We start from the raw sequence: 26,284 nt of genomic DNA, 5'->3' as shown, positions 1-26,284 counted from the left end.
TTTGGAGCAGTATAATTTGGATAGAAAATGAGGTTATGTAAGGAGTCGATGAACCGTGCATAGCAATTGGCTAAGTATAATGGTATTTATTTTCTTTTGTGCATTTATTGTATTTTTAATTGATATTACGATATGAAAAAAAGAGCGCTAATTAAGCGCCCTTTTTTTGTGTATTCATTTGATAAGCACCGATACTTTTGAATAAGCGTGGTGAAGTTGTAAATAAAAGAATTAGTAATACAGTACATATTATGAAAGAACCGATCATGGTACTGCCGTTTACAATTAATGAATATAGCACAGCTGATTGTCCTTTCGGTGCATATTGTCCCCAGAAAATAATACCAGCGATAAAATGACAGAAATAGCGTGCAAAGCTACCGACAAATGTTGCAATGATAATGTAAACAAGTGCTTTTTTTCCTTTGTTTTGTTTTGGTTTATCTTTGCGATTACCAAAACTTGAATGCTCTGCATTACTGATGTCTGAGGCAAGTGCTTTTTGAATTGGACGATAGAATAAACCAGCAAAGCCGATAAAGGCAAAGGCAATGAAGTACTCAATGAATGCTTGAACTGGTGTTAGAATGTAAGCATCGCCTACGACAATTTGTAAAAGTCCCCAAATTAAGCCTCCTAAGAAAGCCCTTTTGAAGCCCCAGCGGTATGCGATAATAAAAATAGGAATCATAGCAAATGAGATGGAACCGCCTGTTGGAAGTTTAATTGATAATGGTAGAATGTCGATAATCAAGGCGAAGGCTGCAAGAATAGCAGATTCGATCATCGCTTGTAAATTGGTGTTACGCATGTTGTCTCCCCCTATATCCAAGTTGCACAAAAAAGAACATTATCATAGGAGGATACGAAATACGTAAATAAAAAAAGAGGTGTGTATTTCGGACGTTTGCACAATTCCTGCGTTAGCATTAACTAACAGGTTCAAAGGGTCGGAACGAATTGTTCCCTCTCAGCGGTAAGGCTCCCCCTGTGATAACGAGATTCTTTATTTGCTATTGTTCATTGTAAGCGAAATGGATGAGAATGGCAAATGAATACCGTATGACAATTATTGAAATAGAATTGTAGCGAAATGTTAATAAATATGAAGCAAAAGGGTATAGTCCAATTGAAATAGAGTATGATATAATTTTTTTGAAAATAATTATCATTCTCTTCTGAGGGGGAAGGTTATGAGCTTAGTAGATATTAAAATTGGCGAGAAAGTGTTAGTAAAAAGTATTCAGTCTTTAGATCAGTTATTAAAGCGTAGACTAGCTGCTTTCGGTCTTGCGGAAGGAAGCGAACTTCGCTTGAAACAGAAAGCGATGTTTAAAGGTCCTTGTACATTGGAGTGTCGTGGACAGTTAATTAGTATTCGTCATTGTGACGCGAAAATGATAAAGGTGGAATTAGCGTGAATAAGGTTGCTTTGCTAGGGAATCCGAATACAGGGAAAACATCATTATTTAATGCACTTACTGGTTCTTATGAATATGTAGGAAACTGGAGCGGTGTAACAGTAGAAAAGAAGGTTGGTAAATTAAAAGATAAGCAAGGAACATTAATTGATTTACCAGGCGTTTATGATTTGAATCCAGTTTCACGTGATGAAGGTGTCGTTACGAATTTTCTACTAACAGATGAATTTCATCATATGTTAAATATAGTGGATTCTTCTCAATTTGAGCGAAATATGCATTTAACATTGCAATTACTTGAATTTGGTAAGCCCGTTTCAATTGGTTTAAATATGATTGATGTGGCAAAGCAAAGAGGAATTGTGATTAATGTAAAACGGCTATCAGAAATATTAGGTGTAACAGTCATTCCTGTCATCGCAAGAACCGGAAAAGGCTGTGAAGAATTACTTACTACTCTTCATGAAGAGAAACAAAAAGAGAAAAAGCCATTCATTATTTCATATGGTGTACAAATGGATGAAGGAATTGGAGAGGTAATCGCTCTTTTAGAGACAGCGAATTATGAGCATCCGAGATGGTTAGCCCTTCAATTTTTAAGCAATAACGAAGTAGTAGAAAAAGAAATGAAAGCATTACCAATTTATAAGGAACTTATAGCCATTCGATCTCGTTTAGATGGAAAACTTGATTGTACGTTGGAAGAGCACATTTACAAGACTCGTGAAGCGTATATTGAAAAGTTAAAAACAAATGTTATGCAACATGAGAAAGAAGGAAAAATTCCTTTTTCAGAAAAAATTGATAGGTTAATTACACATAAAATTTTAGGACTTCCAATCTTTTTAGCAGTTATGTTTTTTATTTTTCAGGTTACGTTTACGTGGATTGGTACACCTTTATCTGATATGCTTGATGGATTTTTTGGCGGACAACTTACTGATTGGGTTACAGCTGGGCTCACAAGTGTTGGTGCTTCTGACTTTATTCAAGCACTCGTTACAGAAGGTATTATTGCTGGGGTTGGTGCGGTATTAGTATTCGTTCCACAAATCTTTGCACTATTTTTCTTCATTTCATTATTAGAAGACTCAGGATATATGGCACGAATTGCAGTTGTTATGGATAGAATTATGGAGTTTTTCGGTTTAAACGGAAAAGCATTTATTCCGATGATTATCGGCTTTGGATGTAACGTTCCAGGTATTATGGCAGCGAGAACGATTGAACAAGAAAAAGAAAGGTTACTTACAGTTCTTGTAACACCGTTTATGTCTTGTTCGGCACGTTTACCTGTATATGCACTATTTGCGGGAGTTTTCTTCCCTCATAGTCAGGCGACTGTTGTGTTCTCTTTATATATCGCAGGGATTGTTCTTGCATTACTCGTTACAAAAATTATGTCTCTTACTATTTTAAAAGCAGAAAAATCTATTTTTGTAATTGAACTACCACCTTACCGTGTGCCACAAGCGAAAACGTTATGGCTGAGCACGTGGGAGAAAGGGAAAGGATTTGTTCGTAAAGCGGGTACATTCATCTTCGGTGGTTCTGTTGTCATTTGGTTATTAAACTATGCAGGTCCATCAGGATTTGGTGTTGATATGGGAGACAGTTTCTTAGCGATGATTGGTGGATTTATTGCACCACTTTTTGCACCGCTCGGTTTTGGAACGTGGCAAGCTGGGGCATCCCTTTTAACAGGATTTTTAGCGAAAGAAGTTGTCGTTTCTACAATGGCAATTATTTATGCGGTTAAAGAAGATGTGCTAGGAAATGTAATGGGAGCACATTATACTGCGCTATCAGCCTATGCATTTATGTTCTTTGTTTTATTATATGTTCCGTGCTTAGCGACAGTAGCTGTTATTAAACGTGAAACAGGATCGATGAAATGGACAGTTTTCTCTGTCGTTTATCCGCTCGTTGTTGCTTATGTATTAACGCTCATTATATACCAAGTTGGGTCCTTACTCGGATTCTAGAAGGAGATGTATCGCGGTGATGGTCAATATTATAATTGGAGCTATCATTTTTGGTTATGCAGCATATACGTTAGTTAATTTTGTAAAGAGAAGTAAAAAGGGAAAATGCGCAGCATGCTCTTTAAGTAAGTCATGTCAATCGCAAACTTGTAGTCCAGATATGGAGCAAATTGCTCAGAAATAGAAAAAAGCTTTGCGAATTTCGCAAAGCTTTTTTGTTTACTTTTTAATTTTTACAAGTTGTGATGCTTCTACTCCATTTGCTCCAGGTAATTCTTTGCTAGGGTCTTTATCAAATTTTAGAATACCTACAGATTTTTCTTCACCTTTTACATTTCCATATGCTGCGTCATCAACGATGGCAAACATATCTCCATAAGAACGGCCGTCACCGATAATTGTGTTACCTTCATATTTTAATTTCGCTCCATCAAGTGTAGCATTTTCAACTTTCTCTTTTGCAAATAATACACCTTGTTCTGCTGTTACAGCTGGTAACTTATCAATTGCTTTTGTGTCATCATTTTTATCGACTTTTTTAAGTAGTTCTTTCTTAACGAGTTCTTCACCAGTTTTCTTATCCATTACAAGTACTTTTTTACCTTCAAGTGTTGCAACTTTCATTTTATAGACATCTTTTTCTTTTACATCTTTTTTGTTTTTATCTGCGATTTGCTGAACTTGATCTTCTGTTCCGTATAATACTAAGCCGTTCGCCTTTTCTCCTAATAAAGAACAACCTGATAATGCTCCGAATGAAATTGCTGCTGCTAACCCGATTCCTACTAATTTTTTCATGATGATTTCTCCTTTTTATATGTTTTATAGTAAATACAGTTTTTGTATTAGTCCTTACAGTATGAGAAGCTTTTTTGCTATTCCGTTGCTTCTGGTATTAGTGTATAAGAAATATTGAAACGTAACTATCGAGTTAGCTTACAGTAACATTACAATTATGTAATTTAGTGAAATCGCGCAAAAATAAGTTAATTTTGGAGGCAGAAATAATAAGGATATAGTAGGAATACAATATTATATCTGGAATGTCATATTATATTAGTTGTATTTTGGAAATAACATGTAAGGACATCTTAGTTTTGTTATAATAAACACATAGGTTGTAAAAATGAATATTCTTACTGAAAAGGGAGATTTTTAATTTTCCAAGTAGTGAATTTGAAATATGAGGTATATCATAGGAGGAATTTGGATGTCTGTATTTAAACGATTAAGAGATTTAACAATGTCGAATGTGTATTCATTAATTGAAAAAGCTGAAGATCCAGTTAAGATGACGGATCAATATTTACGCGATATGCAAGCGGATGTACAAGAAGCTGAGAAAAGTGTAGCAGCTCAAATCGCACTTGAGAAGAAATTCAAAATATTATTTGAAGAGCAAGAAGCACTTGTGAAAAAACGTGAAGAGCAAGCTCATATGGCTGTTCAAGCTAGCAACTTAGATCTTGCGCGCCGTGCTTTAGAAGAAAAACAAAATGCAGAGCAAAAGATGAATGAGTATAAAGCGAGCTATGAGCAAAACAAAGCAGCTGCTGATAACCTTCGTCTTAAGCTAGAAGAAATGCGTAAGCAATTAACAGAGCTGAAAAATAAACGTGAAACACTTGTTGCACGTGTAAATGCAGCGAAGGCACAAAAGAATATTAATCAGGCGATGTCTGGATTTGATTCAAATTCAGCAAAAGCTGGTTTAAGCCGTATGGAAGAGAAAGCACTTCAATTAGAGGCTGAAGCAGAAGCAAGCGGTGAAATTTACAAGAAAGAAAAGTCGTTAGATGATGAATTCGCAAGCTTAAACAAAAATTCTGTTGTTGACGATGAATTAGCTCGTATTATGAAGCAGTACGAGAAATAATATAGAATAGACAAAGAAACCGACATGTCTGAAGAGAATTCATGTCGGTTTTCTCTTACTTTTTTAGAGGAGGTTTTGTAATGACGTGGATGAATGTTTTAGCTATGCTTGTATGGACTGGAGCGAGTGCGGTACTTTTATTTGCAATTATGTGGGTTGATTCGATTTTTACAAAATACAATGATTTAAAAGAAATGAAAAATGGAAATACAGCAGTGACAACGCGTTTCGTTATGAAATTATTTGCGCAAGGGTACATTTTGTCACAATCGATTACGAAAGCGAATGACTTATGGCAAGCGCTTCTTGCCTCAGCAGTTTCATTCGTTATTTTATTAATTGTAGAAATGTTCATTGAGTTTGTGTTAAAGAAAATGTCTGGTTTAGATTTAGAAGAAGGAACGAAAGAAGGCAGCGTAGCACATGCGTTGTTAGCTGGTTCATTACATATCGTTGGTGCACTTATTTTAGGTGCTTGTTTATAAAGAGAAAAGGAGGGGTAGATTGTGAGTTTATTTAAACGTATTAAAAATATAATGAAAAGCCCGGAGCCGCCGAAGCCAGAAAAGAGTCTTTTAACGTTGGCTCCTGGCGATATGATTGAAGTCTCGTTAGTCATGTACGAATTAACTGGGAAAACGAGCATGCATTCTCGCAAAGAGATTGTTTTAACTTTGCAGGATGGGAAAGATATTCGTTATTTGAAAATCGAAGACCGTGAAAATACGTATTACAAATTGTATACACCGATTGATGGTCGTTTAGATTCAATCGATGAAATTCCGACGACGATTGAAATGGATGATATAGAGTATCATATGGAAGAACAATATAATGGACGTGTTGTTGTTATGGGGAAAACACCATTCGCTGCTTCAGAAGAACAGTACGTATGGGAATTCCAATCTGATAACCGCAAATTATTACGTGTTGAATGGCAAAATGGTCGCACAATGATGTATGAGGGAGAAGTAATTATTCCTGCTGATGTACAAATCATAAGAGCAACATAAGGGGGGCGTAATCATGTCAAACCGATTGTTTACCATGATTAAATCGTTCGTGATCCCTATACTTGCTATCGTTACATTACTTGTTATTGCCGGTTATGCTTTATCGGGCTGTCAAAGTGGTCAGGCGAAGTCAATTCAGGACCGTTACCCACTAGAGTCTGTCGCAAAGGATGGTAAACAAGAATCTTACGTGTATAGGGCCGCCAATCGGTCAGTTCCTGAAGTTGCAAAGGAACTTATAGCCGAAAGGAAACCGAAGCAAGCATCTAAAGAAGACGAAAATCAAATGTTCCTCGTTTATTCTGATAAAATGTATAATTTACAAAAGGATAAAGAGAAACCATCTGATACGTTAATTGAAATAAGCAATGAAGAATTTGTCCGTCAAAATTACCAACCATCCTTCTTACAAGGATATATTATGGGGAGTATATTAAACGATATATTCGGTTCACGAAAATCATCATACGGTGATTATCGCGGATATAATGACAGACAAAATCATAAACCGGTTATCCCGGAAAGACCACCTACGAAAGAAGAAAAGAAAACCCCGCCTCCAATTACGAAGGAAGGGAAAGGATCTATTATTAAGCGAGGCGATAATGTAGATCCGAAATCATCTGTAGGTGATAAAGGAAGTATTACGGAAAAAGGAAGTAAAACGACGCCACCGCCTTCTACCGAAAGCAAAGGGAAAATTACGAAAAATCCGGGTGGCTCGAGTGGATCTGATGTGCAGCCGAAATCATCCATTAAAACCCCACCAAAGAATACGTCGCCCCCGAAAACAAGGGTTGGCGGTTCAGGGAAAATTATGAAGAGAAGATAGTATAGAGACCGGAAAGTGGAATTTGCTTTTCGGTCTTTTTATTATGGGAATTAATTCCTTGTAGCTGGTACAATTAATGAATAAGGAGGGAATATTATGACTATGTATAAAAGATTTAGTTTAATCATGTTCCTCGTATTATTCCTCAGTTTGTTTATTAGTACAACGATGAAATTTCACTTTGTAGTTGGTATTCTATGGATACTATGTACATGTACTCTCTTTCTATATATTCCGCTTCGCTTTCAACATGAAGTGAACGCTTTTCAAAAATACGTAGAGTGGATTAAGAGGGGGGAAGTAAAAATATATCAGCGATTATTGGAATATATCGACTTACCGACAAAAACTGACAACGACCGCAACTTAATAATAAAAAGAGGCTGCACCAAAATTTTGGCACACCCTCTTTTTTCATAATGATTAATGAATATCACGTTTCTTAAAGTTACCGCCTTTTACTTCAGCTACGTCATAAACTGTAATAAAGGCATTAGGATCGATTTCATTAATCAGGTCCTTCATTTTACTTTCTTCTAAACGGTTAATTACACAAGATATTTCTTTGAATTTCTCTCTTGAATAACCACCATAAACTTCATTGTATGTTGCGCTTCGGCCTAAACGATCGCGAATTGTTTCTACCATTAATTCAGGCTCTTTCGTGATGATTTTAAATGTTTTCGAACCACTTAAACCAACTTCAACAATATGAATCACTTTCGAAGCGATAAAGTAAGCAATTGCCGAAAGGATAGCCCCTTGAAGACCAAATACTGTTGAAACAAAAATAAAGACAAACATATTTAAGAATAAAATAAGGTCACTTGTTCCAAAAGGTAACTTACGAGAAAGTAATACAGCTAGCATATCGATTCCATCTAATGCGCCGCCGTTACGTAATGCTAGTCCCATACCGAAACCGATAATAATACCACCAACAACTGTAACGAGTAATGTATCACCTTCAATAATAATTGGTATTCCGTGCATGACAACGGTACCTATTGCTAATGAAGCAATCCCGATAATAGAATAAATTGCAAAACTTTTACCAATTTGTTTATATCCTAACCAAACGAAAGGAATGTTAATAACTGCGATTAGAGCTCCTAATGGCAATCCAAATAATCTTGAACTAACGATACTTAAACCAGTCACACCACCGTCTGATACGTTATTTGGAATTAATACCGATTCTAATCCGTACGCTGTGATAAATGCCCCAATAATAATCATCAAAGCTTTTGAAGCGATTTTCAGCTTATTGGGCTTACTCTTGACAATTTTCTTCATGTAATTTCCTCGTTTCAAACTAGTTTCTTATTTGTTACGTAATTCACACCTAAATTCCATTTTAACATTTAATTTGAAAAAATTCTCCTTTAATGGATGTATGCAGGGGATATTATCACCATATTATTAATTTAAATACGCCTGTAGCTGATAAGTGAGTGGTCATAATTTGATATAAACAAGTGGGAATGAACAGTATGGATATGTACACTTGGACGTTGATTTTAAGGAGGGATTCTGTGAGATACTGTACGCGAAATGTGGAAATGAAACGAACGATGGTAATAAGTTTTGTGGACAGTGTGGAGAGAGTCTTAGTTATGCAACAGTTAAGGGAAATCCAGTAAATCGTCATTCAAATAGTGATATAGAGGTGTTTTCATTAGTTGGTTTTATAACAGGATTAATATCTTGGTTTATTAAATTGTGGGGACTTGTTGGCTTTATAGCTATCGTTTTTTCTATATTAGGTTTAAATAAAAAGGTGACAGGGACTAGTAAAGTGTTTGCTATCATAGGAGTTGTTTTTGGAATTATTAATGTTCTGTATGCGTTTATGTTAATTATTTAACTAAAAAATGCCCCTCTTTCATGAAAAAGGGGCATTTTTTTAGTTATTAAGAAACAATAAAACTAAGCACGGATACGAATAAAGCAAATCCTAAAACCGTTCCGCAAACTTTCATATGACGTTTACGTCCCATCACAATAATTGCGACATATTCACGAATCATTGCATTAGGCCAGTAATAAAATGCAGTTTTGGATCCAATTCCTTGGCTATTAAGACCAGCTTGTCTTGCATATATACCAGCGCGGAAAAGGTGAAAATTGTTCGTTGTAAAAATACTTCTATATTTACCTTCAGGCTTTAAAGAATCCATAATTTCTTTAGAGAACAACATATTTTGATATGTGTTTACAGAGCGATTTTCTTGTACTGTATGTTCAAGCAAAATTCCTTTTTCAACAGCGTAATTTTGCATCGCTTCCGCCTCAGGAAGGCCTTCATCTGGACCTTGTCCACCAGAGAAAATGATTGTTGGTGGTGTATTCACAGCGGCTTGTTTCCAATAGAAGTCGATCGCTTTATTAATACGACTTGCAAGTAATGGTGGCACTTTGTCATTAATTAAGCCACTACCAAGAACGATGATGAAATCTTGATTACGCCTTGGTCTGTTGAATTGGTATAAAAAATAAGCAGTTAAGAAGTTAGATAAGTGTATAAAGAAATATACACTTATAAGAGAAATACCAGCGAAAATAGGCTGGAAATGTGATGAGAACAAACTTGCTGGATTTATAATAGGGAGTAACATAAAGAATAAAATACCTAAAGCAGCAATGAGTGTTAAACAGTTAGTGAAACGTCTTCCTTCTCGTTTCATTAAAATTCTAGCATTCAGAAATAACCCAAACATTAAAGCGATAATACCAAAAGGAATCATAATGATAAGTGCTAAAATAGGTAGCAATATGATTGAATGCAGGGTAGTATTGCCTGAATCATAGGATGTAATAGTACAAAAAATAAGGAAAGAGCAGAAAAAGGCATTGAATAAAAAACCGTTTATTATTTTCCGTGGATCTTTTAAGTAAGAAATAAGAAAAATAATAAACAATATAAGAGGAATAATTCCGAAATACATAAATATAGTACACCTCAATTTGTATAATGTTTTATTGCATCCTTAATATTACATGATTTTGAAGATGTTGATAAAAAAATAACGATTTCGAATTTTCTCAACAAACGATATAGTTAAATATGGTAAAATGTATTCAAAGCTATATATTAAAAGTAAAATGGTTGAAGAGGCACTCTGTGGAGTGTCTTTTTCTTTTTGGTATGTAATTATGCATATTATGTTTATTTTCAAGGGAAGAGGATTAAAATATAAGTTGTGGATACACGCTATAAAGCAGAATTTTATATTAATATTTACCTCTACTCTTTTTGTACCTAACAATCTTGTAACAATTCATGATTCTGTTTTCTAGTGTGTGTTTACAAAAAGCGGGATGGGGTATATATAAACAGGGGAAAGGACGTCTTCTTGAAAGGCGTCTTTTTGTTTCTTAGTATAGATAATTTCCACTATTAACGTAGTGCAAACTATCTATACTAAACATTAGCAATCTTCCGTATAAAGATTATCAATTTACTATATATTCCAGTGGTGTTAAGCTACATATGAAAGGCTTTCTTTTTCAAAATATTACCCCTAATAAAATTTTGAAGAAGTCAACTGTCTCCAAACTTGCCATTAATGCTTAGAGAAAAAGCACTCAATTTGAGTGCTTTTTCTTATTGAAACATGCTATTTTTTTAGGCGATGTTCATAAAATAAAAGTAACGAAATGAAAGTAGGTGAAAAAATGCCGGCAGTCGTTGAAGGTGTTATTATTGAAAACTGTAACGGAACAATTAATTTAGGTGATAAATATAATGTGCATCCGATTGAAAAAACGAAAGCTTATAATGGATCGGGATCTTCAAATACCGGATTAAATGTGAGGACATTCAGTGGTATTAGTACGGCAGATGTAACGGATAACGATGTGTATGACCAAGTAATTCAATCTACGTTATAATTTTTATATGTAAAATTGCATAAAATGATGTGCTTGCCCTGTGATACAATTTAGTTGTGAGCTGTTAGTGATTCTTCTTTATCATAGTTGTTAGATTAGAAATGTAACATCTTATCGAAAATCATACGTAAAATAAAAAAGACACTTCGCTCGAAGTGTCTTTTTTATTTTAGTGATATCCTTTAGCAGAGTCTTTATGAATTTTATTTTTAAATATGCTGTAGCTCCAAAGCTGATATCCAATAACGATTGGTACCATGACGATTGCAACGAAGAACATAATTTTTAAGTTTAATTGACTACCAGCTGCGTTGTATAACGTTGTACTATAAGCGTCGTTAATACGAGATGGTAACATTCTTGGGAACATACCTGCAAAACCAGTTGTCATAAACATTGCGATTGTTAAGCAAACGAATGTGAATGCAAGGCCGATTTTATGTTTGTACACCATAATAAGTGTGAGTACACTCATTAACATTGCAAGTACTGGAAGAATGAATAGTACAGGATATTCCGTGAAGTTTTGGAATAAATTTGTACGATTTGCAGTTGCGACATAGAAGATAGCTAAAATGATAGCAGCTGCCATTGAAAATGGTCTTGCAATTTTATAAGCACGATCAGATACTTCGCCAGTTGTTTTAATCATAATCCAAAGGGAACCAGATACGACGAATATAGCAGTGAAGAGAAGACCACCTAAAATACCATAATGGTTTAGTAAGCTAAGTAAAGTTCCTTCATAACCATCTTTTCCGATTTGCAGCCCGTAATACAGGTTAGCGAATGTAACACCGAATAAGAAGGCGATTAGGAAACTACCAATTGTAAACGCCCATTTACAAGTTTTTTGCCAAATTGGTGAATCGTCTTTATGCATAAATTCAAGTCCAGCGGCACGAGCAAATAGTGCAAGTAATACTAAAAATAGTGGTGTATATAGGTAGCTAAACATATTTGCATATGTGACTGGAAAGGCAGCAAATGTTGCGCCACCAGCTGTAATTAACCATACTTCATTACCACCCCAGAACGGGCCGATAGCTTCTTGTAATTGATTTCGTTCTTGTCGGTCTTTCGCAACGAATGGGAAAATCATTCCGTTACCGAGTGCGTAGCCATCAAGAATGAAGTAAACTGTCCAAATTACGCCCCATAAACCGAACCAGATAATTGCAAGCATATCATGAGACATGAGCTGTACCTCCTTCAGTAGCAGGTTCTTCTAATGCAGCGGGTCCTTTTTTCGCGAACTTCAGCATTAAGTATACGTCTGCAATTAAGAGTAAAGTGTAGAACAATATTAAACTAATTAATGAGAACCAAATTTGTGGAACTGATATAGGTGACACAGATTCTGCTGTACGCATTAGTTTATAAACTGTCCATGGTTGACGACCTACTTCAGCGACAATCCAGCCGGCGTTAATTGCGATATATGGAAGTAAGACAGACCACATTGTAATTTTTAAATAACGTTTTGAGTTTTCTAGTTTTCCTTTTCGGTTTAAATAGAAACCGTACCAAGTTAATGCCATAAAGAACATGCCAAGTGCAACCATTAAGCGGAAGCTATAGTACACGAGGTTAACATTTGGACGATCTTCTTTCGGAATATCTTTTAAACCAACAATTTCTCCATCAAATGAGTTTGTATAGAAGAAACTTCCGAGCTTTGGAATAGTAAGGAATTCAAAGTTCTTTTCATTTTTCACATCAGGAATTTGAATGATTGAGAAGCCTTGTCCTTTTCCAGTGTCCCAAACAGCTTCCATTGCAGCTCCTTTTGCTGGTTGATACTTAGCCGCTGATACACCAGATTGATGGCCCATAAATGGTGTAATTGTTGCTGCGAATAACCCTAACATTAAGCCAAACTTAAATGATTTTTTGAAGAATTCCACTTCATTTTTACGTAGTAAGTGATATGCACTAATTGCCATAACGAAGAAAGCACCGACAATATAACAACCAATTACAGTATGGAAGAACATATTCCATGCATATGGATTTGTAACAAGAGCCCAGAAATCATTTAATTCAGCGCGGCCATTACGTACTACATAGCCAACAGGATTTTGCATAAAGCCGTTTGCTGTAATAATCCAAAGGGCAGAAATATTTGTTCCAAGTGCAACCATCCACATACAGAAAGCACGGAACTTTGGTGAGATTTTGTCTTTACCGAATAACCATATTCCCATGAAAGTAGATTCTAAGAAGAAGGCAACGAGTGCTTCGATTGCGAGAGGTGATCCGAAAATATCCCCCATATATTTGGAGTACTCAGACCAGTTTGTTCCAAATTGGAATTCCATCGTAATTCCGGTTATAATCCCCATTACGAAGTTAATTGTAAAGAGTTTTCCCCAGAAATTTGCCATTTTACGGTATGTTGGATTCAATGTGCGGGCGTATTGAGTTTCCATACATGCTACTAAAATAACAAGTCCGATTGTCAAAGGTACAAATAAAAAGTGATAAAAAATAGTAATTGCAAATTGAAAACGACTTAGTAACAGAACGTCGGACATAATAAATATTCACTCCTTTTTTACATTATCTACAATCAGTTTATAGTGAAAAAACGTTTAAAGTATGTGAGACTTGTTACAAAGGTGTGTGTATATTTTGAAAGAATTATGTCGATTATCTGAAAATATCCTATTTTTACTATAAAGCAATATCCTTTTTGAGTTTTTCAAATTTTGGTACACTATATATGTAGTGTAAATGAGAGAAAAGAGGGTTCTTTACTATGAAGTCATTAGAAGAGATTTTACAATACAATGAAAAATTTGTTGAAGAGAAAAAATACGAAGAGTATGAAACAGGGAAATTTCCAAACAAAAAGATGGTAATTATCTCTTGTATGGATACTCGTCTTGTTGAATTATTACCGAAAGCAATGAATATGCGTAACGGTGATGTGAAAATTATTAAAGTAGCAGGCGCTGTTATTTCACATCCGTTTGGAAGTATTATGCGTAGTATTTTAGTCGCTGTATATGAGCTTGGAGCTGACGAAGTATGTGTTGTCGGTCATCATGATTGTGGTATGGCAAAAATTCAAGCAAGCAGTACAATTGAGAAAATGAAAGAGCGCGGCGTAACAGAAGAGAAATTAGATACACTTCGTTATTCTGGAATCGATTTAGAAAGATTCCTACAAGGGTTCTCTAGTGTAGAAGAAAGTGTAGAACATAGTGTGTCAATACTTCGCAACCATCCGTTACTTCCGGAAGAAGTACCTGTTCACGGTCTTGTTATAGATCCTGACACAGGAAAATTAGATTTAGTTGTAAATGGTTACGAAAATTAAGAATTTACTTTGTCATCCTTTTTATCTGGGACAGGATCAAATCCTCCTGGATGGAAAGGGTGACATTTTAATATACGCTTACATGTAAGCCAAAATCCTTTGAAGGCACCGTGTTTTTGAAACGCTTCTAATCCATAATGAGAGCAAGTCGGATGAAAGCGGCACGTTGGCGGTGTCATCGGAGAAATGAACTTTTGATAAAAGCGTATAATACCGATAAAAATCTGTTTCATAATGGTCTCCTTTTCAGCATAGTCTTAAAGTATTATAGCACGACCGTACATAATTCTTTACTAATGTTGATTTCCGTTATATCATATTGGATATAACGGAATTAAATTAAAAGCGGGAGAGATGTTATATGCCATCAGTAGAAAGCTTTGAATTAGATCATACAATTGTAAAAGCGCCTTATGTAAGACATTGCGGAGTTCATAATGTAGGTAGTGACGGTATTGTAAATAAATTTGATATTCGTTTTTGCCAACCGAATAAACAAGCAATGAAACCAGATGTTATTCATACGTTAGAACATTTATTAGCATTTAATTTACGTAAATATATTGATCGTTATCCGCATTTTGATATTATCGATATTTCACCGATGGGCTGCCAAACAGGGTATTATCTTGTAGTAAGCGGGACACCGACAGTTCGTGAAATCATTGATTTATTAGAACTAACATTAAAAGATGCGGTTCAAATTACAGAAATTCCAGCTGCAAATGAAACACAATGTGGCCAAGCGAAGCTTCACAACTTAGAAGGAGCACAACGCTTAATGAACTTCTGGCTAAGCCAAGATAAAGATGAACTTGAGAAAGTGTTTGGATAAAGTGATACTTTAATCAGTGGGTGAGAGTCTTATTGCCTACAAATAAAAAAACTGCCTGTGAAAGGGCAGTTTTTTTATTTGTAGAAATGTATGTTATGAAGAGTATTGACTTTAACGTATACGTCAAAGTTTATAGTAGGGATAAATAAAGTAAGTAAAGGGAGGAAATGATGGATAAGTATAGCATTGGCGAAATTTCAAAAGAAACGAATGTAACGACGAGAACACTTAGATATTATGAGGAAATTGGATTGTTAAGACCGTCTTATGTTGCTGATTCAGGATATCGTTACTATTCAAAAGATGATGTAATTACATTGCAGCAAATCACAACTTTTAAAAAGCTTGGTTTTAAGCTTTCAGAAATAAAAGAAGTATTAAAAGAAGAAAAGGGGATTTCAGAAGAAGGAAGATGGAAAAATGCGATTCAAAATGAAATTCAAACAATACAAGGGGAAGTAAAAAGATTACAGGATTTAGAAAAGCTACTATATACAACATTTCATTCCATTGAATTAACAGGAGAGCTTAGAACAGAAGATTTAATGTTATTTATAAAATCAGTACAGGGAATTGATCAGAGGGAGAAATTTTGGAAAAGATATTTTAATGAGGAAGAGCAGCAGATTATTCAGGGCTTACCAACATTTGAAGAAAACGATAAAAGAACGAAAGAGTGGCTGCAAGTATTAAGAGAAATTCGCGAGCGTATAAATGAACCAGTAGATTCACCAGAAGTTCAACAATTGGCGGAGAAAGTAGTGGCTTTTTCCATGCATATATTTCAAGAAGATGAACAATTAATAAATAAGTATTGGGAATTAATTAGACCTGAAGAGGGGGAGATTGCAAAAGTATATGGACTTGATTCGGAAACAATGAAGTATATAGATGAAATGGTAGATTATTATTTGAAAAAGGAGGAAGATAAATGACAGCTATGCAAAAAGAGAAGCTATATGGAAAGGAGCACGCGCGATTAGAGCGGCAATACTTTTATAAACATGTGGGCATTTTCATTCTTGCGCAGCTTTTATTTATTTTTCTAATAGGGCTTGTACCAGCTCAAGAGTTACCAAGTGGATCTTATATTCTTCATATGAAAGAATGGATTTTGAATAAACAAATAGGCTTTTATAAAAATGCAACTGTTAATACTATTATCAGTGTTTGGACATCGGTGCTCATTATTCATTTTATTTGGGCGATGTCGTATATCTTTTTTCCGAAAAAGAAACGTAGTTCGCTAAAGCAAGAAACACGACAAGAGGTAAAAGAAGAAGTGAAAAAGAAAAAGGAGATTAGTACAAATAGGGCGTGGCTGTATTTAGTATTTGGAGGCTTAATTGAAATATATTGGGCAACAGGATTAAAAACAAATTCGATGAGCATTTTGACACTTATTGCAATTTTAGTTAGTTTTCATCTATTAATTGAAGCAACTAAAAGAATCCCAATTGGAACGGCATACGCAGTATTTACTGGAATTGGGACAGTGGGAACGATAGTAGTAGATATTTTATATTTTAAAGAGCCATTTTCGTTTATTAAAATTTTCCTTGTTTGTTTATTAGCACTATTTATTATCGGATTGAAATTTAGTGGCGACAAGGAAGAGGTGAAATAAAATGGCGTGGATGTATTTAATTATAGCTGGGCTTTTTGAAATTGTCGGTGTAATTGGGATAAAGAAAGTAACAAAAGATAATAATTGGACGAATAATATTATTTTAATAGGTGGATTTATTATTAGTTTTCAATTTTTAACGATGGCGCTCCAAGAAATTCAGTTATCAATTGCATATGCAGTTTGGACTGGAATTGGGACGCTCGGTGCAGCGGTTGTCGGTATTTTATTTTTTAAAGAGCCGAAAAATGCTTTTCGGATTATTTGTATCGTTGGAATTATGGGGACGATTATTGGATTGAAAGTAGTGAGTTAAAGAAGAGCAAAATCTGCTCTTCTTTTTTATGAAAGTAGACTAGACACCCCAACATATAAAATAAAGGCAGAACCGAGAAAATAAACAAATGCTTTTGCTTTTTGCTGCTTTTTTATTTCATCAATTCCAAAAAGGATAAACATAATACTTAAAAGGATAAATACGAATGGTAAAAGCATAGGGAGGTTTGCAAAGAGGCTAAATAGAGCGAGAATAAGAGCAGCTACTGCTATTATAATTCGAATGTTTTTTAACATGGAATCCTCCTTTAAAAGAACAGTATAAACGGAATAACAAAAACAATCGTAAAAAGACTTAAACCGATGCTAATAGCTCCAATTTGCTTTTGCTGCTTTTGAATGGTCTCAATTCCTACTAAAATGCCATATGAACTAAAGAGAAATAAAATGATAGGTGAAAAGATTTGGAAATTCATTGTAAAAGTGCTGTACAAGCATAAGATTAAAGTAATAAAAACGATAATTAGTTGTAAGTGTCTTATGTGCATTTTAGCCCTCCTTAAGTAGAAAGAATTAGTTACCTAGAGATAATAATTATAATAGCAATGATTAAAGTGAATACGCCAGAAAAGAAGGAGAGTGTACTATTTACTTTCTTTTGTTTCTGTTTTTCTTCTGCACTCATGATGAAAGTCATAATAGATAAAGCAATAAGCATATAGGGCATAATAACAAGCGAGTTTGTAAACATTCCGGATAGAGCTAGAGCGATGACGATAAGAGCGGATATAATGCGAAATGGTTTTAGCATTGTATCACCCTCCATTTAAAAGATAGCAGATTATTTAACGAAATATTTCTGAGAAGCCAAGTAATAAAGCAGCAGCGCCAGCTATGAAAGCAAGTGTGCCACTAGATTGTCGCTGTTTCTTTATTTCTTCTAGACCCATAGTGAAAGCCATCAAGCCTAAGGAAATGAACATGTAAGGCATAATGTCTCTGTTGCCGCTGATAAAACTATAGATTGCTATAGATAAAGTGATAAGTGAAAAAGTAATTCGAAATCCTTTTAACATAAAGAACCCTCCTTCTATTCTATGTAGGTAATGATGAGAACAAGCCAAATGAAAGCACCAGCAACAATACAAATAAATCCTGTTCCTGAATCCTTTTTCTTTATTTGCTCAATTGCAATGAGGAACATTAAAGCTCTTAATAGAAATTGTGAAAGTTATTTTGACCTGTCAGTAAACTAATAGCGGATATGATGATGACACTGAGTGCGATTAAAATACGTAGTATATTATGAATGCTCTTTACCGTTTTTTGTATAAGGGTTATCTTCTGGTTTATCAATCGAATGTTTGTAAGAATAGCCTTTATTAATCGTCATAACGGAGAGTACTAATATGGTCAGTACGATTATAATGCCGATAATTAATATTTTGAGCATGAAATCCCTCCTTTTCTTTATTTTACATAATTTTGTAATTGATGAAAACAATAGAAATTAAAAGGATGAAAGAAGGGTGTTACATGGAGAATAAAAAAACATATTATATATCAGTTGGAAATGGTCAAATTTCGCAAGTGAAGACGGCGGATACGTATAATTTTGAAATTTATGCAAATGACGAAGAGATTACGGAGTTAAGAGAGTATTTTGATCAAGCGTATGAAGAGGACTTAGGTTCGTATGTACGCTCCCACGTTCCATTCGTTGAGTATCATCACGATTCGAATAATGATCGATATGATGAACAACTACAAAAAGCATATAAAATGATTTATGATCTAGGGAATCATGAAACGAAAGAATTAGTCGCACAAATGGGAATAATCAATGGATTGTAATTGGATAATATTATGCAGAAAAGCGAGAATATGCTACAATTTGTGGTAGGAAAAACTTGTAATCATCAATAGGGGAGTAATGGCATGTACAAATTTAAAGATTATTACCACAACACTGTACAATTATCGTTTGAACGTTACCCATTTTCTCCTGAGCCAAAGCATGTTTGGGTTGTATGCCGGTACGGGGATCAATGGTTATTAACGCATCATTTACGCCGTGGTCTTGAATTTCCAGGTGGTAAAGTAGAACTCGGGGAAACACCGGAAGAAGCGGCAGTTCGAGAAGTTCATGAGGAAACCGGCGGCATAGTTTCTGATTTAACTTACTTAGGGCAATACAAAGTATCCGGAAAAGACAAAATAATCATTAAAAACATTTATTTTGCAACAATTAGTGCGGTAGAGCAACATACGCATTACGAAGAAACGAAAGGGTCTGTTTTATTAAAAGACATTCCTGATAATATTAAAACTGATAGAAAATTTAGCTTTATTATGCGCGATGATGTATTAGCGCGTACGATGAAACATATAGAAGAAATCGGCTGTTTTACGAAGTAAAGTGGCCGGTTTCTTTTTTTGTGTTCAAGAATAAATGTAAACATATCTTTACATTATTTTGGGTATATTATACAATTTTGTAAAGGTATATTCACATTTTAGGAGGTGAAAAGGTGGATAACAGAAAAGAAACAACTGTCTCTGTTTCAATGGTTAAATTAAATGTTTATTCGTTTTTTATAATATTCGCTCTGGCGATTGGAATTGGTTATTTACATGCGCTTTTTTCAGGCGAGTTTCAAATTGAAATTACATTGCCGATTATGTTTCTTTTGATTATTGGAATGATTATTCTCGTTTGTATTCATGAGGCAATACATTTAATTGGATTTCGTTATATCGGAGATGTTCCGTGGAGTGAACTAAAATGGGGCGTCAATTGGAAATTAGGTGCTGCATATGCTCATTCTAAACAGGTGATTACAGTAAAGCAAATGAAGACAGTGTTAATGCTTCCGTTTTTACCAACTGGAATTTTACCAATTGTATTGGGATTAGCTATGAATCTGGAGCCACTCTCATTTTTAGGGATTCTACTAACAGCAGGTTGTATCGGTGACATTGCTTTATATAAAAAAGTTTCAAAGTTTCCAGATGATGCGCTAGTTAAAGACCACCCGAGTAAACCGCAGTTTACAGTATATGAATAATAAAGGAAGAGGAGGCGTTTTTGAACAACGGCCTCCTCTTTTTGTTGGTAAATCGATATATTCGAAAAATCGCTAATATAATTTATTTACTATTGTATTGTTTTTACCTCCACCTCTAAAAATGAAAGAACCTCCAATAAATCATCCACGACACGTGAATGTTCAAAGTCACCCCAAAATGAATCTCTCTTCCAAACGCCAAGAATGCCTATTTGTTCAGCTCCTATTACGTCATTTTCTGGATGGTCTCCAACGTAAAGGCATTCTTCTGCTTTTACGTTTAGCTTTTGCAAAGCTCGTTCGAAAATCTCAGGATGTGGTTTTTTAATTCCTTCTGCTTCTGAAATGAAAATTGTGTTTGTATACGTATGTATGTTTAGTGCTCGAAGGTTGCTCATCTGAAATTTAGTAAAGCCGTTTGTAATAATACCAATTTTAATGTTTCGCTGAGTTAGTTGTTGAAGTAATTCATGCATGTTTTGGAAAGGAATACAATGATGTTGGAAGTTTGTAATGTAGTCGTGCAGCAGTTGCTCTTGCGTTAAAGTGGTAATGTTGTATTCGCAAAGGAGAGTGGAATATACCTTATCTTTCCACGTGTAACCATTATTGTCGAGTTCGAGAAAACGAGAGCAATACTCGAATTTTTCTATGTTTATCAAATGAAAGGCGAAGCGATTATATTGATCGCGAATAAATTGCTCTAGAGATTGGCGACGATCTAATAGTGTTCCATCTAAGTCAAATAAGATTGCTCGAATCATGGGAAACCTCCATACAGCTTTTATAATTAATTATCGCATATTCGTTAAAAAATGATTATGATATTTTTGTAGAATGGAATAATGGAGGTGCGTATGAAGAAACTGTATGGCAAGTTAATGTGTTTTATGATTTCAACGGGCTTAGTAGCTGGATGTGATATGTCGGAGCAAACTTCGAAAAGAGAGAAAAAAGATGTGTGCGAAACGACAGAAGAATGCACACAAATAGGTGATAAAACACTTCAAAAAGTATATAAAAAGATAGATGGACTTTCAGAACTTGAAGTACTAGAGGATTATGATTTAGAAGGACATTCAAGTAACGATATGAAAGAAGCAGAAATGAAAAAAAAGGATGATGAAAATTATTTCTTTTTAGCTTCTTATTATATCGATGGTGATGAAATTGTAGATCCTTATTTCGATAAACTAGATCGCAAACGATTGAATAAGGCTTTTGCGGAGGATAAGAACGCGAAAGGAGAAGTATTAAAGCAACGTCAAGATAGGGATTATCATGAATCGTTATGGGAGATGTATAGCACGCTTATTCCTGCTAAGTATCGCACTGACATAAAAGAGTTTGATATGGTAACAGATGGATACGATGGAATTGTGGCTCATGTTATGCCGAGTATGGAGTATCCGAAAGAGTGGACCATTAGTTTAGATACGCTTGATTCTGCAGTAAATATCGATCAAGTGATGAAAACATTAATACATGAGACGGCTCACGTATTGACGCTGGGACATAAACAAATACCAGTAAATGAAAAGTACTTAAAGGCTTTTGAAGAAGATAAAGATATTTCATCATACCAAAATAAATGTAAATCTCTTTTCTTACAAGAAGGATGTGCGAAGGAGAGCTCTTATATAAATCAATTTTATAATTCTTTCTGGAAACCAATTGACCAGGAGTGGACAGAAAAGAAAGTGGAAGAAAGCGAAGAAGCTCAAATTGAATTTTTTAAGGAAAAGCATGGTGAGTTTGTTTCACTGTATGGGACGACAAATGTGGCAGAGGATATTGCGGATACATTTACAGCGTTTATTTTACAAGATTCAAAAAAGGTGAAAGAAGGAACAGAATTAAAATATAAAAAAATTCTCTTCTTCTATCAATTCCCCGAGCTTGTAAAAATGAGAGCGGAAGTGTTAGCGGGATTATATGATGTTTCGAAAACGATAGAACAACCAAGTGGACACTAATGCGAATTATGTGTTCGATATATTTTAGCCAAGGGAAAACGTGAAGAATTATAGTTCTTTGCGTTTCTTCATGTTGATAAAATTGAAAATTCTGTCTTTTTTTAAAAAAGAAGAAGGAACTGAATCATTAAAATAGAATTAGTATAAAAACGTCACAAATTAGACACAATTATAATGCGCATAGTATAGGGGCTATAAGTTTACTCTCGAGGAGGTAATGAAACGTATGAAAACGATTCTTGCTGTTGCTGGTCTCATTTGGGTAATGTCTCACGGTTTTCCGATTTTTGAAGGAGAGCAAATTCGTAGTGCATTAAATAAAGAGTTTAATGATTATCATATTATTGATCGAAAAGATAATGTCGTTACGGTGCGTGTGAAAGATTGTTTCCATACAGTTACGGTTGCTAATGGGAATATTGCAGATGATTCAAAAATGTGTGATAAAAGGTAAGAGAAAGAAGCTGACTCTAGCATATCGCTCTAAGTCAGCTTTTTTTTCGTTTTCCAATAAGGAGTTTTTCAAATGCCTCGACAAATACATACATAAGAGTTGCGAGGACGCAAGTGAGCATTACACTGAGCAAGACGAGTGTGAAGTTAAAGACTTGGAATCCATAGCTAATTAAATAGCCAAGTCCTTGTTTAGAAACGAGGAGTTCCCCGAAAATAACACCGACCCATGATAAGCCAACATTTACTTTTAACGTTGAAATAATTGCAGGGAAAGATGAAGGGAGAATAACGTGCTTATAGCATTGCCATTTATTTGCGCCAAATGTGTCCATGACCTTAATATAGTTGGAATCGACTTCTTGAAATGCGCTGTAAATAACGAGAATGGTAATGATGATGGAGATGATTACCCCCATTGCGATAGAGGATGAAATATTTGGACCGAAAATAACAATGATGATTGGACCGAGTGCAACTTTTGGCATTGCATTTAGGACGACGAGATAAGGATCAAGTACGCGGGCCAAAAGTGGCATCCACCAAAGGAGAGTAGCAATAATAGCTCCGAGTACAGTTCCGAGAATGAAGCCTACTCCTGTTTCAAGTAATGTCGTCCATATGTGGACCCAAAGTGAACCGTCAATCCATTTCGTTAAAAAGAGATCCCAAATACTTGAAGGAGAGCTAAAGAGTAAAGGATCAATCCATTCTTTTTTACTAGCTATTTCCCATATTGCAAAGAAAAGAACAAGAAGTACAAGTTGTAAAGAGCGAGCTAACCATGCATGTTGTCTTTCTTTTTTTCGAAACTGTTCATGTAGTTGTTTTATATTATCCAAGTCGTTCCAGCTCCTTCCATATTTCTTGGAAGAGGGATGGAAAGTCATGGTGGTGGCGTGCTTCTAACGGCGATAAGGAACGGATACTTTCTGGAACGATGAATGTTTTTGCGATTTTTCCAGGGTTCGCCTGCAGTAAATAAATACGATCACTCATCGCAATTGCTTCTTCAATATCATGTGTCACAAGTAGGGATGTTTTCTTATAGTTACGTAGTAATGTGAAGACGAGATCTTCTAGTTTTAATTTTGTTTGATAATCAAGAGCGGAAAATGGTTCATCTAACAATAATATTTTTGGGTCGGTCGCTAATGTTCGAACGAGTGCAGCACGTTGGCGCATACCACCGGATAGTTCACGAGGGTATTGCTGTTCTATATCATATAGGCCGACTTGTTTTAAAAGCTTTAATGTATGTTCTTTCGTATTTTCATCATAAACCTTCCGAATATGAAGTCCGAGCATAATATTTTCTTCAATTGTTTTCCACGGAAACAAGTAATCTTGCTGGAGCATATAGCCCATAGAGGGGGTCTTAGTTGTAATCGGTTCACCATCTAAAAATACGATACCTTCAATTGGATCAAGTAGCCCTGCGATGATGGAGAGGAGCGTTGTTTTTCCGCAACCACTTGGACCAAGGATTGAAATAAATTCGCCTTCTTCTACTTGCAAACTCATATCTTCAAGAATAAGTTTGGCATTTTCTTTTGCAAAAAAGCAGTGAGAAACGTTACGTATTTGTAAAAAGCTCATACACTTCGCCTCTATTTCTTAATAACGCTTTCGGCAATTTTTGTATTGACGAGCGCTTCATGTGGAACTTCTTTTTGTAATTCACCAGATTCTTTCATAATCGTTTGGAGTTGTTTCCATTCTACATCATCTAATAATGGATTTGTCGCATATGAATGTTGTTTTTTGTAGCGTTCAATTACTTTTACTGAAATGTCTTTTGAAGTGTCTTTAAATAGTGGTGAAACGGCATCGGCAATCTCTTCTGGACTATGTGTATCAACCCATTGCTGCGCTTTATATAGTGCGCGCGTGAATTTTTCTGCAGCAGCTTTATCTTTCTTTAAGAAACTTTCTTTTGCCATAAACGTTGTATAAGGGACAGTACCAGATTCAGCTCCGAAAGACGCGACGATATAACCTTTTCCTTCTTTTTCAAGTATACTTGCAGTCGGTTCAAAGAGCTGTACAAATTCTCCTGTACCAGATGCAAAGGCATTTGCAATATTAGCAAACTCGATATTTTGAATTAAGTTCGTATCTTTGCGAGGGTCAATGCCATTTTTCTTTAAAACGTATTCACCAACCATTTGCGGCATGCCGCCTTTACGCTGTCCTAAAAACGTAACGCCTTTTACGTCGTTCCAATTAAAAGAGTCTAATTTTTTACGGGAAACTAAAAATGTGCCATCTGTTTGTGTAAGCTGCGCAAAATTAATGACAGGATCTTTTGCTCCTTGTTGATGAACATAAATAGACGTTTCTGAACCAACGAGAGCAATATCAATTCCGCCAGATAAAAGGGTGGTCATCGTTTTATCTCCGCCAGCTGTTGTTTGTAAGTCAATATTTAAGCCTTCATCTTTAAAAAATCCTTTTTCAATTCCAACATATAATGGTGCGTAGAAAAGAGAGTGTGTAACTTCGCCAACGCGAATTTTTTGAGCTTGTTCTTTCGTACTTTCCTTTGTACTACTACAAGCAGCGAATGTGAAAACAGCTAGTAACATGATGCAAAAAACGGTTATTAATTTTTTCACTATATGACACCTCCTAGAAGTCAATCTACAAGCATAATATGTAGGTAAGTGCCCATATGTGAGTATATAGCAGGAATTTTTCGGGTAATAAAGAAGTACAAATATAAGGGGTGATAAAATGGATTACGAATACGATGATAGCGTACATTTACATCTTGATTATTTCGGAACTGAATGTGATATGGAATCGATTGCTTATAAGAGGAAGCATGAAGACGTGTGGGATGTGTATTTTAATTTTGGAGTATACGGTCTTCAGAAAGAGGAGATAGAGACAGGTCGGTTTATGGACGAATATGCTGGTTATTACGTTTTTTCTGTACATGCTCGTGATTTGAGCTGGGAGTTTGGAAGTGCTCAGTTTGAGGAATGGGTTTTGAAGAACCATATAGTAGAAAGAACGCTTCAAAAATAGGGAGGAATTTTGTGTTTGAATTTCTCATCTTATTGCTTATTTGTGTAATTGGAATTTACATCATGCAAGTGCTCACTTACCGATTCGCAAAGAAAAATATTCATAAATATAAGGAAATGAAATGGATTCATATGTGGCTAGACATGACTATGAAAAAGGGTCCGAGATTAGATTTGTTTGATTTTGTACTTATAGTAATCGTAAGTATCATATGGAAAATATGGATGCTTCCTCTTGTATAGTAAACATGCTAATCATCGTATCCTAATAAATAACGAAAAGAACCTGTCATATGACAGGTTCTTTTCTATTTGTAGCATGTAGTGTTACATGGAAAATCCAATGTATACGACAAATTACGACAAAGGGGTTTATACATATTTGTTATTCTATTAAAGGTCATTATTTGTAATGTATATATAGGAGGATTTTTTAATGTTAAAGAAATTATTATTATTTTTGCTTATGAGCTTATGTGTAGTGGTTTTAACAGCTTGTAAAGATGAAGAGGAAAAGCTGAAAGCATCGGAAGAACAGAAAATAGATGAGAAGAAAGTTGAAGAAGATAAGAAGGTAGAAGAGCAGCAAAAAGCAGAGGAAGAAAAACGTAAGCAAGAAGAGCAGCAAAAAGTAGAGGAAGAAAAACGTAAGCAAGAAGAGCAGCAAAAAG

The 26,284-nt window shown here is 35.1% G+C and carries 37 protein-coding genes, 3 pseudogenes and 1 riboswitch; of the genes and pseudogenes, 23 read left to right on the top strand and 17 right to left on the bottom strand.

Going from position 1 to position 26,284, the window contains the following annotated elements:
- Positions 1-151 precede the first annotated feature (151 nt).
- Complete coding sequence (gene thiT, locus MR066_RS22315; RefSeq protein WP_242248546.1) at positions 152-811, bottom strand: energy-coupled thiamine transporter ThiT; 660 nt, start codon at positions 809-811, stop codon at positions 152-154.
- 86 nt (positions 812-897) lie between these two features.
- Positions 898-999, bottom strand: a riboswitch (TPP riboswitch).
- 194 nt (positions 1,000-1,193) lie between these two features.
- On the opposite strand from thiT, the gene MR066_RS22310 reads away from it, so the two are divergent.
- Genes MR066_RS22310 through MR066_RS22300 form a run of 3 tightly spaced genes read left to right on the top strand, consistent with a single transcriptional unit; the run spans position 1,194 to position 3,590 of the window.
- A complete protein-coding gene (locus MR066_RS22310; protein ID WP_000060512.1) occupies positions 1,194-1,421 on the top strand; it encodes a FeoA family protein in 228 nt (75 codons plus the stop codon).
- Entirely contained in the window at positions 1,418-3,406 is a 1,989-nt protein-coding gene (gene feoB / locus MR066_RS22305) for a ferrous iron transport protein B (protein WP_242248545.1), read from the top strand. The genes MR066_RS22310 and feoB overlap by 4 nt, the downstream gene beginning before the upstream one ends.
- Before the next feature lie 16 nt (positions 3,407-3,422).
- Positions 3,423-3,590 (top strand): FeoB-associated Cys-rich membrane protein, encoded by a 168-nt coding sequence (locus MR066_RS22300; RefSeq protein ID WP_033708410.1) that lies wholly within the window; start codon positions 3,423-3,425, stop codon positions 3,588-3,590.
- Positions 3,591-3,625: 35 nt separating this feature from the next.
- Here the strand turns inward: MR066_RS22300 and MR066_RS22295 are convergent, their stop codons facing one another.
- The gene (locus MR066_RS22295; protein WP_044443882.1) at positions 3,626-4,204 is read right to left on the bottom strand and encodes a lipoprotein BA_5634 family protein; all 579 of its coding nucleotides are present in this window, start codon (positions 4,202-4,204) and stop codon (positions 3,626-3,628) included.
- 412 nt (positions 4,205-4,616) lie between these two features.
- On the opposite strand from MR066_RS22295, the gene MR066_RS22290 reads away from it, so the two are divergent.
- The 5 genes and pseudogenes from MR066_RS22290 to MR066_RS22270 form a co-directional block, all read left to right on the top strand.
- A complete protein-coding gene (locus MR066_RS22290) occupies positions 4,617-5,282 on the top strand; it encodes a PspA/IM30 family protein (RefSeq protein WP_002015754.1) in 666 nt (221 codons plus the stop codon).
- 80 nt (positions 5,283-5,362) lie between these two features.
- Complete coding sequence (locus tag MR066_RS22285) at positions 5,363-5,767, top strand: DUF350 domain-containing protein (protein ID WP_002089172.1); 405 nt, start codon at positions 5,363-5,365, stop codon at positions 5,765-5,767.
- A gap of 21 nt (positions 5,768-5,788) precedes the next feature.
- A complete protein-coding gene (locus MR066_RS22280; RefSeq protein ID WP_016092500.1) occupies positions 5,789-6,295 on the top strand; it encodes a DUF4178 domain-containing protein in 507 nt (168 codons plus the stop codon).
- A 13-nt stretch (positions 6,296-6,308) separates the two neighbouring features.
- Positions 6,309-7,127 carry a DUF4247 domain-containing protein gene (locus tag MR066_RS22275; RefSeq protein WP_242248544.1) on the top strand — a complete coding sequence of 273 codons (819 nt, stop codon included), beginning with the start codon at positions 6,309-6,311 and terminating at the stop codon, positions 7,125-7,127.
- 96 nt (positions 7,128-7,223) lie between these two features.
- Positions 7,224-7,424 (top strand): annotated as a pseudogene (locus tag MR066_RS22270) (hypothetical protein); the annotation flags it as partial.
- A 126-nt stretch (positions 7,425-7,550) separates the two neighbouring features.
- Here MR066_RS22270 and MR066_RS22265 read toward each other — a convergent pair.
- Positions 7,551-8,423, bottom strand: coding sequence for a YitT family protein (locus MR066_RS22265; protein ID WP_012261882.1), 873 nt, complete (start codon positions 8,421-8,423; stop codon positions 7,551-7,553).
- Between the two features lie 211 nt (positions 8,424-8,634).
- Here MR066_RS22265 and MR066_RS22260 point away from each other — a divergent pair, with 211 nt between their 5' ends.
- Positions 8,635-8,994, top strand: coding sequence for a zinc ribbon domain-containing protein (locus MR066_RS22260; RefSeq protein WP_242248543.1), 360 nt, complete (start codon positions 8,635-8,637; stop codon positions 8,992-8,994).
- Between the two features lie 46 nt (positions 8,995-9,040).
- On the opposite strand, the gene MR066_RS22255 is transcribed toward MR066_RS22260, so the two are convergent.
- Positions 9,041-10,075 carry a YdcF family protein gene (locus MR066_RS22255; RefSeq protein ID WP_242248541.1) on the bottom strand — a complete coding sequence of 345 codons (1,035 nt, stop codon included), beginning with the start codon at positions 10,073-10,075 and terminating at the stop codon, positions 9,041-9,043.
- Positions 10,076-10,787: 712 nt separating this feature from the next.
- Between MR066_RS22255 and MR066_RS22250 the strand changes: the two genes are divergently transcribed.
- Entirely contained in the window at positions 10,788-11,021 is a 234-nt protein-coding gene (locus tag MR066_RS22250) for a spore germination protein (RefSeq protein WP_088040298.1), read from the top strand.
- A gap of 169 nt (positions 11,022-11,190) precedes the next feature.
- Here the strand turns inward: MR066_RS22250 and cydB are convergent, their stop codons facing one another.
- Positions 11,191-12,219: a cytochrome d ubiquinol oxidase subunit II gene (gene cydB / locus MR066_RS22245; RefSeq protein ID WP_242248539.1), complete on the bottom strand. Its 1,029-nt coding sequence runs from the start codon at positions 12,217-12,219 to the stop codon at positions 11,191-11,193.
- Positions 12,209-13,558 carry a cytochrome ubiquinol oxidase subunit I gene (gene cydA, locus MR066_RS22240; protein ID WP_002164910.1) on the bottom strand — a complete coding sequence of 450 codons (1,350 nt, stop codon included), beginning with the start codon at positions 13,556-13,558 and terminating at the stop codon, positions 12,209-12,211. The genes cydB and cydA overlap by 11 nt, the downstream gene beginning before the upstream one ends.
- A 224-nt stretch (positions 13,559-13,782) precedes the next feature.
- Between cydA and MR066_RS22235 the strand changes: the two genes are divergently transcribed.
- Positions 13,783-14,346, top strand: coding sequence for a beta-class carbonic anhydrase (locus MR066_RS22235; protein WP_002089163.1), 564 nt, complete (start codon positions 13,783-13,785; stop codon positions 14,344-14,346).
- Here MR066_RS22235 and yidD read toward each other — a convergent pair.
- Entirely contained in the window at positions 14,343-14,579 is a 237-nt protein-coding gene (gene yidD / locus MR066_RS22230) for a membrane protein insertion efficiency factor YidD (RefSeq protein WP_002112460.1), read from the bottom strand. The genes MR066_RS22235 and yidD overlap by 4 nt on opposite strands.
- A gap of 128 nt (positions 14,580-14,707) precedes the next feature.
- Between yidD and luxS the strand changes: the two genes are divergently transcribed.
- The 4 genes from luxS to MR066_RS22210 all read left to right on the top strand — a co-directional run bounded on the left by luxS (position 14,708) and on the right by MR066_RS22210 (position 17,124).
- On the top strand, positions 14,708-15,181 hold the full coding sequence (gene luxS, locus MR066_RS22225; RefSeq protein WP_242248538.1) for an S-ribosylhomocysteine lyase LuxS: 474 nt from the start codon (positions 14,708-14,710) through the stop codon (positions 15,179-15,181).
- 170 nt (positions 15,182-15,351) lie between these two features.
- Complete coding sequence (locus tag MR066_RS22220; RefSeq protein WP_215588551.1) at positions 15,352-16,116, top strand: MerR family transcriptional regulator; 765 nt, start codon at positions 15,352-15,354, stop codon at positions 16,114-16,116.
- Entirely contained in the window at positions 16,113-16,808 is a 696-nt protein-coding gene (locus MR066_RS27245; RefSeq protein WP_080448092.1) for a DMT family transporter, read from the top strand. The genes MR066_RS22220 and MR066_RS27245 overlap by 4 nt, the downstream gene beginning before the upstream one ends.
- A gap of 1 nt (position 16,809) precedes the next feature.
- Complete coding sequence (locus MR066_RS22210) at positions 16,810-17,124, top strand: DMT family transporter (protein WP_137076407.1); 315 nt, start codon at positions 16,810-16,812, stop codon at positions 17,122-17,124.
- Between the two features lie 26 nt (positions 17,125-17,150).
- On the opposite strand, the gene MR066_RS22205 is transcribed toward MR066_RS22210, so the two are convergent.
- The 6 genes and pseudogenes from MR066_RS22205 to ytzI form a co-directional block, all read right to left on the bottom strand.
- The gene (locus MR066_RS22205; RefSeq protein WP_242248536.1) at positions 17,151-17,381 is read right to left on the bottom strand and encodes a YczI family protein; all 231 of its coding nucleotides are present in this window, start codon (positions 17,379-17,381) and stop codon (positions 17,151-17,153) included.
- A gap of 11 nt (positions 17,382-17,392) precedes the next feature.
- Complete coding sequence (locus tag MR066_RS22200; RefSeq protein WP_242248534.1) at positions 17,393-17,632, bottom strand: hypothetical protein; 240 nt, start codon at positions 17,630-17,632, stop codon at positions 17,393-17,395.
- Between the two features lie 29 nt (positions 17,633-17,661).
- Positions 17,662-17,895, bottom strand: coding sequence for a hypothetical protein (locus MR066_RS22195; RefSeq protein ID WP_242248532.1), 234 nt, complete (start codon positions 17,893-17,895; stop codon positions 17,662-17,664).
- Positions 17,896-17,929: 34 nt separating this feature from the next.
- Entirely contained in the window at positions 17,930-18,160 is a 231-nt protein-coding gene (locus MR066_RS22190; protein ID WP_242248531.1) for a YczI family protein, read from the bottom strand.
- 14 nt (positions 18,161-18,174) lie between these two features.
- Positions 18,175-18,395 (bottom strand): annotated as a pseudogene (locus tag MR066_RS22185) (DUF3953 domain-containing protein).
- A complete protein-coding gene (ytzI, locus tag MR066_RS22180; RefSeq protein ID WP_242248529.1) occupies positions 18,388-18,537 on the bottom strand; it encodes a YtzI protein in 150 nt (49 codons plus the stop codon). Before ytzI ends, MR066_RS22185 begins: the two are co-directional and overlap by 8 nt.
- Before the next feature lie 83 nt (positions 18,538-18,620).
- Here ytzI and MR066_RS22175 point away from each other — a divergent pair, with 83 nt between their 5' ends.
- The 3 genes from MR066_RS22175 to MR066_RS22165 all read left to right on the top strand — a co-directional run bounded on the left by MR066_RS22175 (position 18,621) and on the right by MR066_RS22165 (position 20,152).
- A complete protein-coding gene (locus MR066_RS22175) occupies positions 18,621-18,938 on the top strand; it encodes a hypothetical protein (protein WP_002089150.1) in 318 nt (105 codons plus the stop codon).
- Between the two features lie 84 nt (positions 18,939-19,022).
- A complete protein-coding gene (gene mutTA / locus MR066_RS22170) occupies positions 19,023-19,502 on the top strand; it encodes an antimutator 8-oxo-(dGTP/GTP)ase (protein ID WP_002015736.1) in 480 nt (159 codons plus the stop codon).
- Between the two features lie 113 nt (positions 19,503-19,615).
- The gene (locus tag MR066_RS22165; RefSeq protein WP_201053234.1) at positions 19,616-20,152 is read left to right on the top strand and encodes a DUF3267 domain-containing protein; all 537 of its coding nucleotides are present in this window, start codon (positions 19,616-19,618) and stop codon (positions 20,150-20,152) included.
- Between the two features lie 89 nt (positions 20,153-20,241).
- On the opposite strand, the gene MR066_RS22160 is transcribed toward MR066_RS22165, so the two are convergent.
- Complete coding sequence (locus MR066_RS22160) at positions 20,242-20,916, bottom strand: HAD family hydrolase (protein ID WP_242248527.1); 675 nt, start codon at positions 20,914-20,916, stop codon at positions 20,242-20,244.
- A 93-nt stretch (positions 20,917-21,009) separates the two neighbouring features.
- Here MR066_RS22160 and MR066_RS22155 point away from each other — a divergent pair, with 93 nt between their 5' ends.
- Together MR066_RS22155 and MR066_RS22150 are read left to right on the top strand one after the other, a co-directional pair.
- Positions 21,010-22,128 (top strand): recombinase family protein, encoded by a 1,119-nt coding sequence (locus MR066_RS22155; RefSeq protein ID WP_242248525.1) that lies wholly within the window; start codon positions 21,010-21,012, stop codon positions 22,126-22,128.
- A 226-nt stretch (positions 22,129-22,354) separates the two neighbouring features.
- Positions 22,355-22,582: a hypothetical protein gene (locus MR066_RS22150; protein ID WP_002129567.1), complete on the top strand. Its 228-nt coding sequence runs from the start codon at positions 22,355-22,357 to the stop codon at positions 22,580-22,582.
- 34 nt (positions 22,583-22,616) lie between these two features.
- Here MR066_RS22150 and MR066_RS22145 read toward each other — a convergent pair whose 3' ends face one another.
- From MR066_RS22145 to MR066_RS22135, 3 genes are read right to left on the bottom strand one after another with little or no spacing between them, the layout of a single operon-like run.
- Complete coding sequence (locus MR066_RS22145) at positions 22,617-23,423, bottom strand: ABC transporter permease (protein WP_033709532.1); 807 nt, start codon at positions 23,421-23,423, stop codon at positions 22,617-22,619.
- Positions 23,416-24,180 carry an ABC transporter ATP-binding protein gene (locus tag MR066_RS22140; protein ID WP_002034467.1) on the bottom strand — a complete coding sequence of 255 codons (765 nt, stop codon included), beginning with the start codon at positions 24,178-24,180 and terminating at the stop codon, positions 23,416-23,418. The genes MR066_RS22145 and MR066_RS22140 overlap by 8 nt, the downstream gene beginning before the upstream one ends.
- An 11-nt stretch (positions 24,181-24,191) precedes the next feature.
- Positions 24,192-25,199 (bottom strand): ABC transporter substrate-binding protein, encoded by a 1,008-nt coding sequence (locus tag MR066_RS22135; RefSeq protein ID WP_242248524.1) that lies wholly within the window; start codon positions 25,197-25,199, stop codon positions 24,192-24,194.
- A 118-nt stretch (positions 25,200-25,317) separates the two neighbouring features.
- Between MR066_RS22135 and MR066_RS22130 the strand changes: the two genes are divergently transcribed.
- The 3 genes and pseudogenes from MR066_RS22130 to MR066_RS22120 form a co-directional block, all read left to right on the top strand.
- On the top strand, positions 25,318-25,614 hold the full coding sequence (locus MR066_RS22130; protein ID WP_002034469.1) for a DUF3986 family protein: 297 nt from the start codon (positions 25,318-25,320) through the stop codon (positions 25,612-25,614).
- A gap of 11 nt (positions 25,615-25,625) precedes the next feature.
- Positions 25,626-25,856: a hypothetical protein gene (locus tag MR066_RS22125; protein WP_002034470.1), complete on the top strand. Its 231-nt coding sequence runs from the start codon at positions 25,626-25,628 to the stop codon at positions 25,854-25,856.
- A gap of 193 nt (positions 25,857-26,049) precedes the next feature.
- Positions 26,050-26,284: pseudogene (locus tag MR066_RS22120) on the top strand (YwbE family protein); the annotation flags it as partial.

Source organism: Bacillus cereus group sp. BfR-BA-01523 (assembly GCF_022662615.1).
Classification (GTDB): domain Bacteria; phylum Bacillota; class Bacilli; order Bacillales; family Bacillaceae_G; genus Bacillus_A; species Bacillus_A mycoides.
This window is presented reverse-complemented; position numbering and strand designations above follow the sequence as displayed.

Excerpts from the sequence above, each read along its gene's own strand:
- cydB (WP_242248539.1), bottom strand. The coding sequence starts at position 12,219 with ATGTCTCATGATATGCTTGCAATTATCTGGTTCGGTTTATGGGGCGTA.
- MR066_RS27245 (WP_080448092.1), top strand. The coding sequence starts at position 16,113 with ATGACAGCTATGCAAAAAGAGAAGCTATATGGAAAGGAGCACGCGCGA.
- MR066_RS22250 (WP_088040298.1), top strand. The coding sequence starts at position 10,788 with ATGAAAGTAGGTGAAAAAATGCCGGCAGTCGTTGAAGGTGTTATTATT.
- MR066_RS22175 (WP_002089150.1), top strand. The coding sequence starts at position 18,621 with ATGGAGAATAAAAAAACATATTATATATCAGTTGGAAATGGTCAAATT.
- cydA (WP_002164910.1), bottom strand. The coding sequence starts at position 13,558 with ATGTCCGACGTTCTGTTACTAAGTCGTTTTCAATTTGCAATTACTATT.
- luxS (WP_242248538.1), top strand. The coding sequence starts at position 14,708 with ATGCCATCAGTAGAAAGCTTTGAATTAGATCATACAATTGTAAAAGCG.
- MR066_RS22220 (WP_215588551.1), top strand. The coding sequence starts at position 15,352 with ATGGATAAGTATAGCATTGGCGAAATTTCAAAAGAAACGAATGTAACG.
- MR066_RS22285 (WP_002089172.1), top strand. The coding sequence starts at position 5,363 with ATGACGTGGATGAATGTTTTAGCTATGCTTGTATGGACTGGAGCGAGT.
- yidD (WP_002112460.1), bottom strand. The coding sequence starts at position 14,579 with ATGAAACAGATTTTTATCGGTATTATACGCTTTTATCAAAAGTTCATT.
- MR066_RS22255 (WP_242248541.1), bottom strand. The coding sequence starts at position 10,075 with ATGTATTTCGGAATTATTCCTCTTATATTGTTTATTATTTTTCTTATT.
- MR066_RS22160 (WP_242248527.1), bottom strand. The coding sequence starts at position 20,916 with ATGATTCGAGCAATCTTATTTGACTTAGATGGAACACTATTAGATCGT.
- mutTA (WP_002015736.1), top strand. The coding sequence starts at position 19,023 with ATGTACAAATTTAAAGATTATTACCACAACACTGTACAATTATCGTTT.
- MR066_RS22150 (WP_002129567.1), top strand. The coding sequence starts at position 22,355 with ATGAAAACGATTCTTGCTGTTGCTGGTCTCATTTGGGTAATGTCTCAC.
- MR066_RS22295 (WP_044443882.1), bottom strand. The coding sequence starts at position 4,204 with ATGAAAAAATTAGTAGGAATCGGGTTAGCAGCAGCAATTTCATTCGGA.
- MR066_RS22235 (WP_002089163.1), top strand. The coding sequence starts at position 13,783 with ATGAAGTCATTAGAAGAGATTTTACAATACAATGAAAAATTTGTTGAA.
- MR066_RS22195 (WP_242248532.1), bottom strand. The coding sequence starts at position 17,895 with ATGCTAAAACCATTTCGCATTATATCCGCTCTTATCGTCATCGCTCTA.
- MR066_RS22140 (WP_002034467.1), bottom strand. The coding sequence starts at position 24,180 with ATGAGCTTTTTACAAATACGTAACGTTTCTCACTGCTTTTTTGCAAAA.
- MR066_RS22210 (WP_137076407.1), top strand. The coding sequence starts at position 16,810 with ATGGCGTGGATGTATTTAATTATAGCTGGGCTTTTTGAAATTGTCGGT.
- MR066_RS22190 (WP_242248531.1), bottom strand. The coding sequence starts at position 18,160 with ATGTTAAAAGGATTTCGAATTACTTTTTCACTTATCACTTTATCTATA.
- MR066_RS22200 (WP_242248534.1), bottom strand. The coding sequence starts at position 17,632 with ATGCACATAAGACACTTACAACTAATTATCGTTTTTATTACTTTAATC.
- MR066_RS22130 (WP_002034469.1), top strand. The coding sequence starts at position 25,318 with ATGGATTACGAATACGATGATAGCGTACATTTACATCTTGATTATTTC.
- thiT (WP_242248546.1), bottom strand. The coding sequence starts at position 811 with ATGCGTAACACCAATTTACAAGCGATGATCGAATCTGCTATTCTTGCA.
- MR066_RS22265 (WP_012261882.1), bottom strand. The coding sequence starts at position 8,423 with ATGAAGAAAATTGTCAAGAGTAAGCCCAATAAGCTGAAAATCGCTTCA.
- MR066_RS22275 (WP_242248544.1), top strand. The coding sequence starts at position 6,309 with ATGTCAAACCGATTGTTTACCATGATTAAATCGTTCGTGATCCCTATA.
- MR066_RS22205 (WP_242248536.1), bottom strand. The coding sequence starts at position 17,381 with ATGTTAAAAAACATTCGAATTATAATAGCAGTAGCTGCTCTTATTCTC.
- MR066_RS22310 (WP_000060512.1), top strand. The coding sequence starts at position 1,194 with ATGAGCTTAGTAGATATTAAAATTGGCGAGAAAGTGTTAGTAAAAAGT.
- ytzI (WP_242248529.1), bottom strand. The coding sequence starts at position 18,537 with ATGCTCAAAATATTAATTATCGGCATTATAATCGTACTGACCATATTA.
- MR066_RS22155 (WP_242248525.1), top strand. The coding sequence starts at position 21,010 with ATGAAGAAACTGTATGGCAAGTTAATGTGTTTTATGATTTCAACGGGC.
- MR066_RS22290 (WP_002015754.1), top strand. The coding sequence starts at position 4,617 with ATGTCTGTATTTAAACGATTAAGAGATTTAACAATGTCGAATGTGTAT.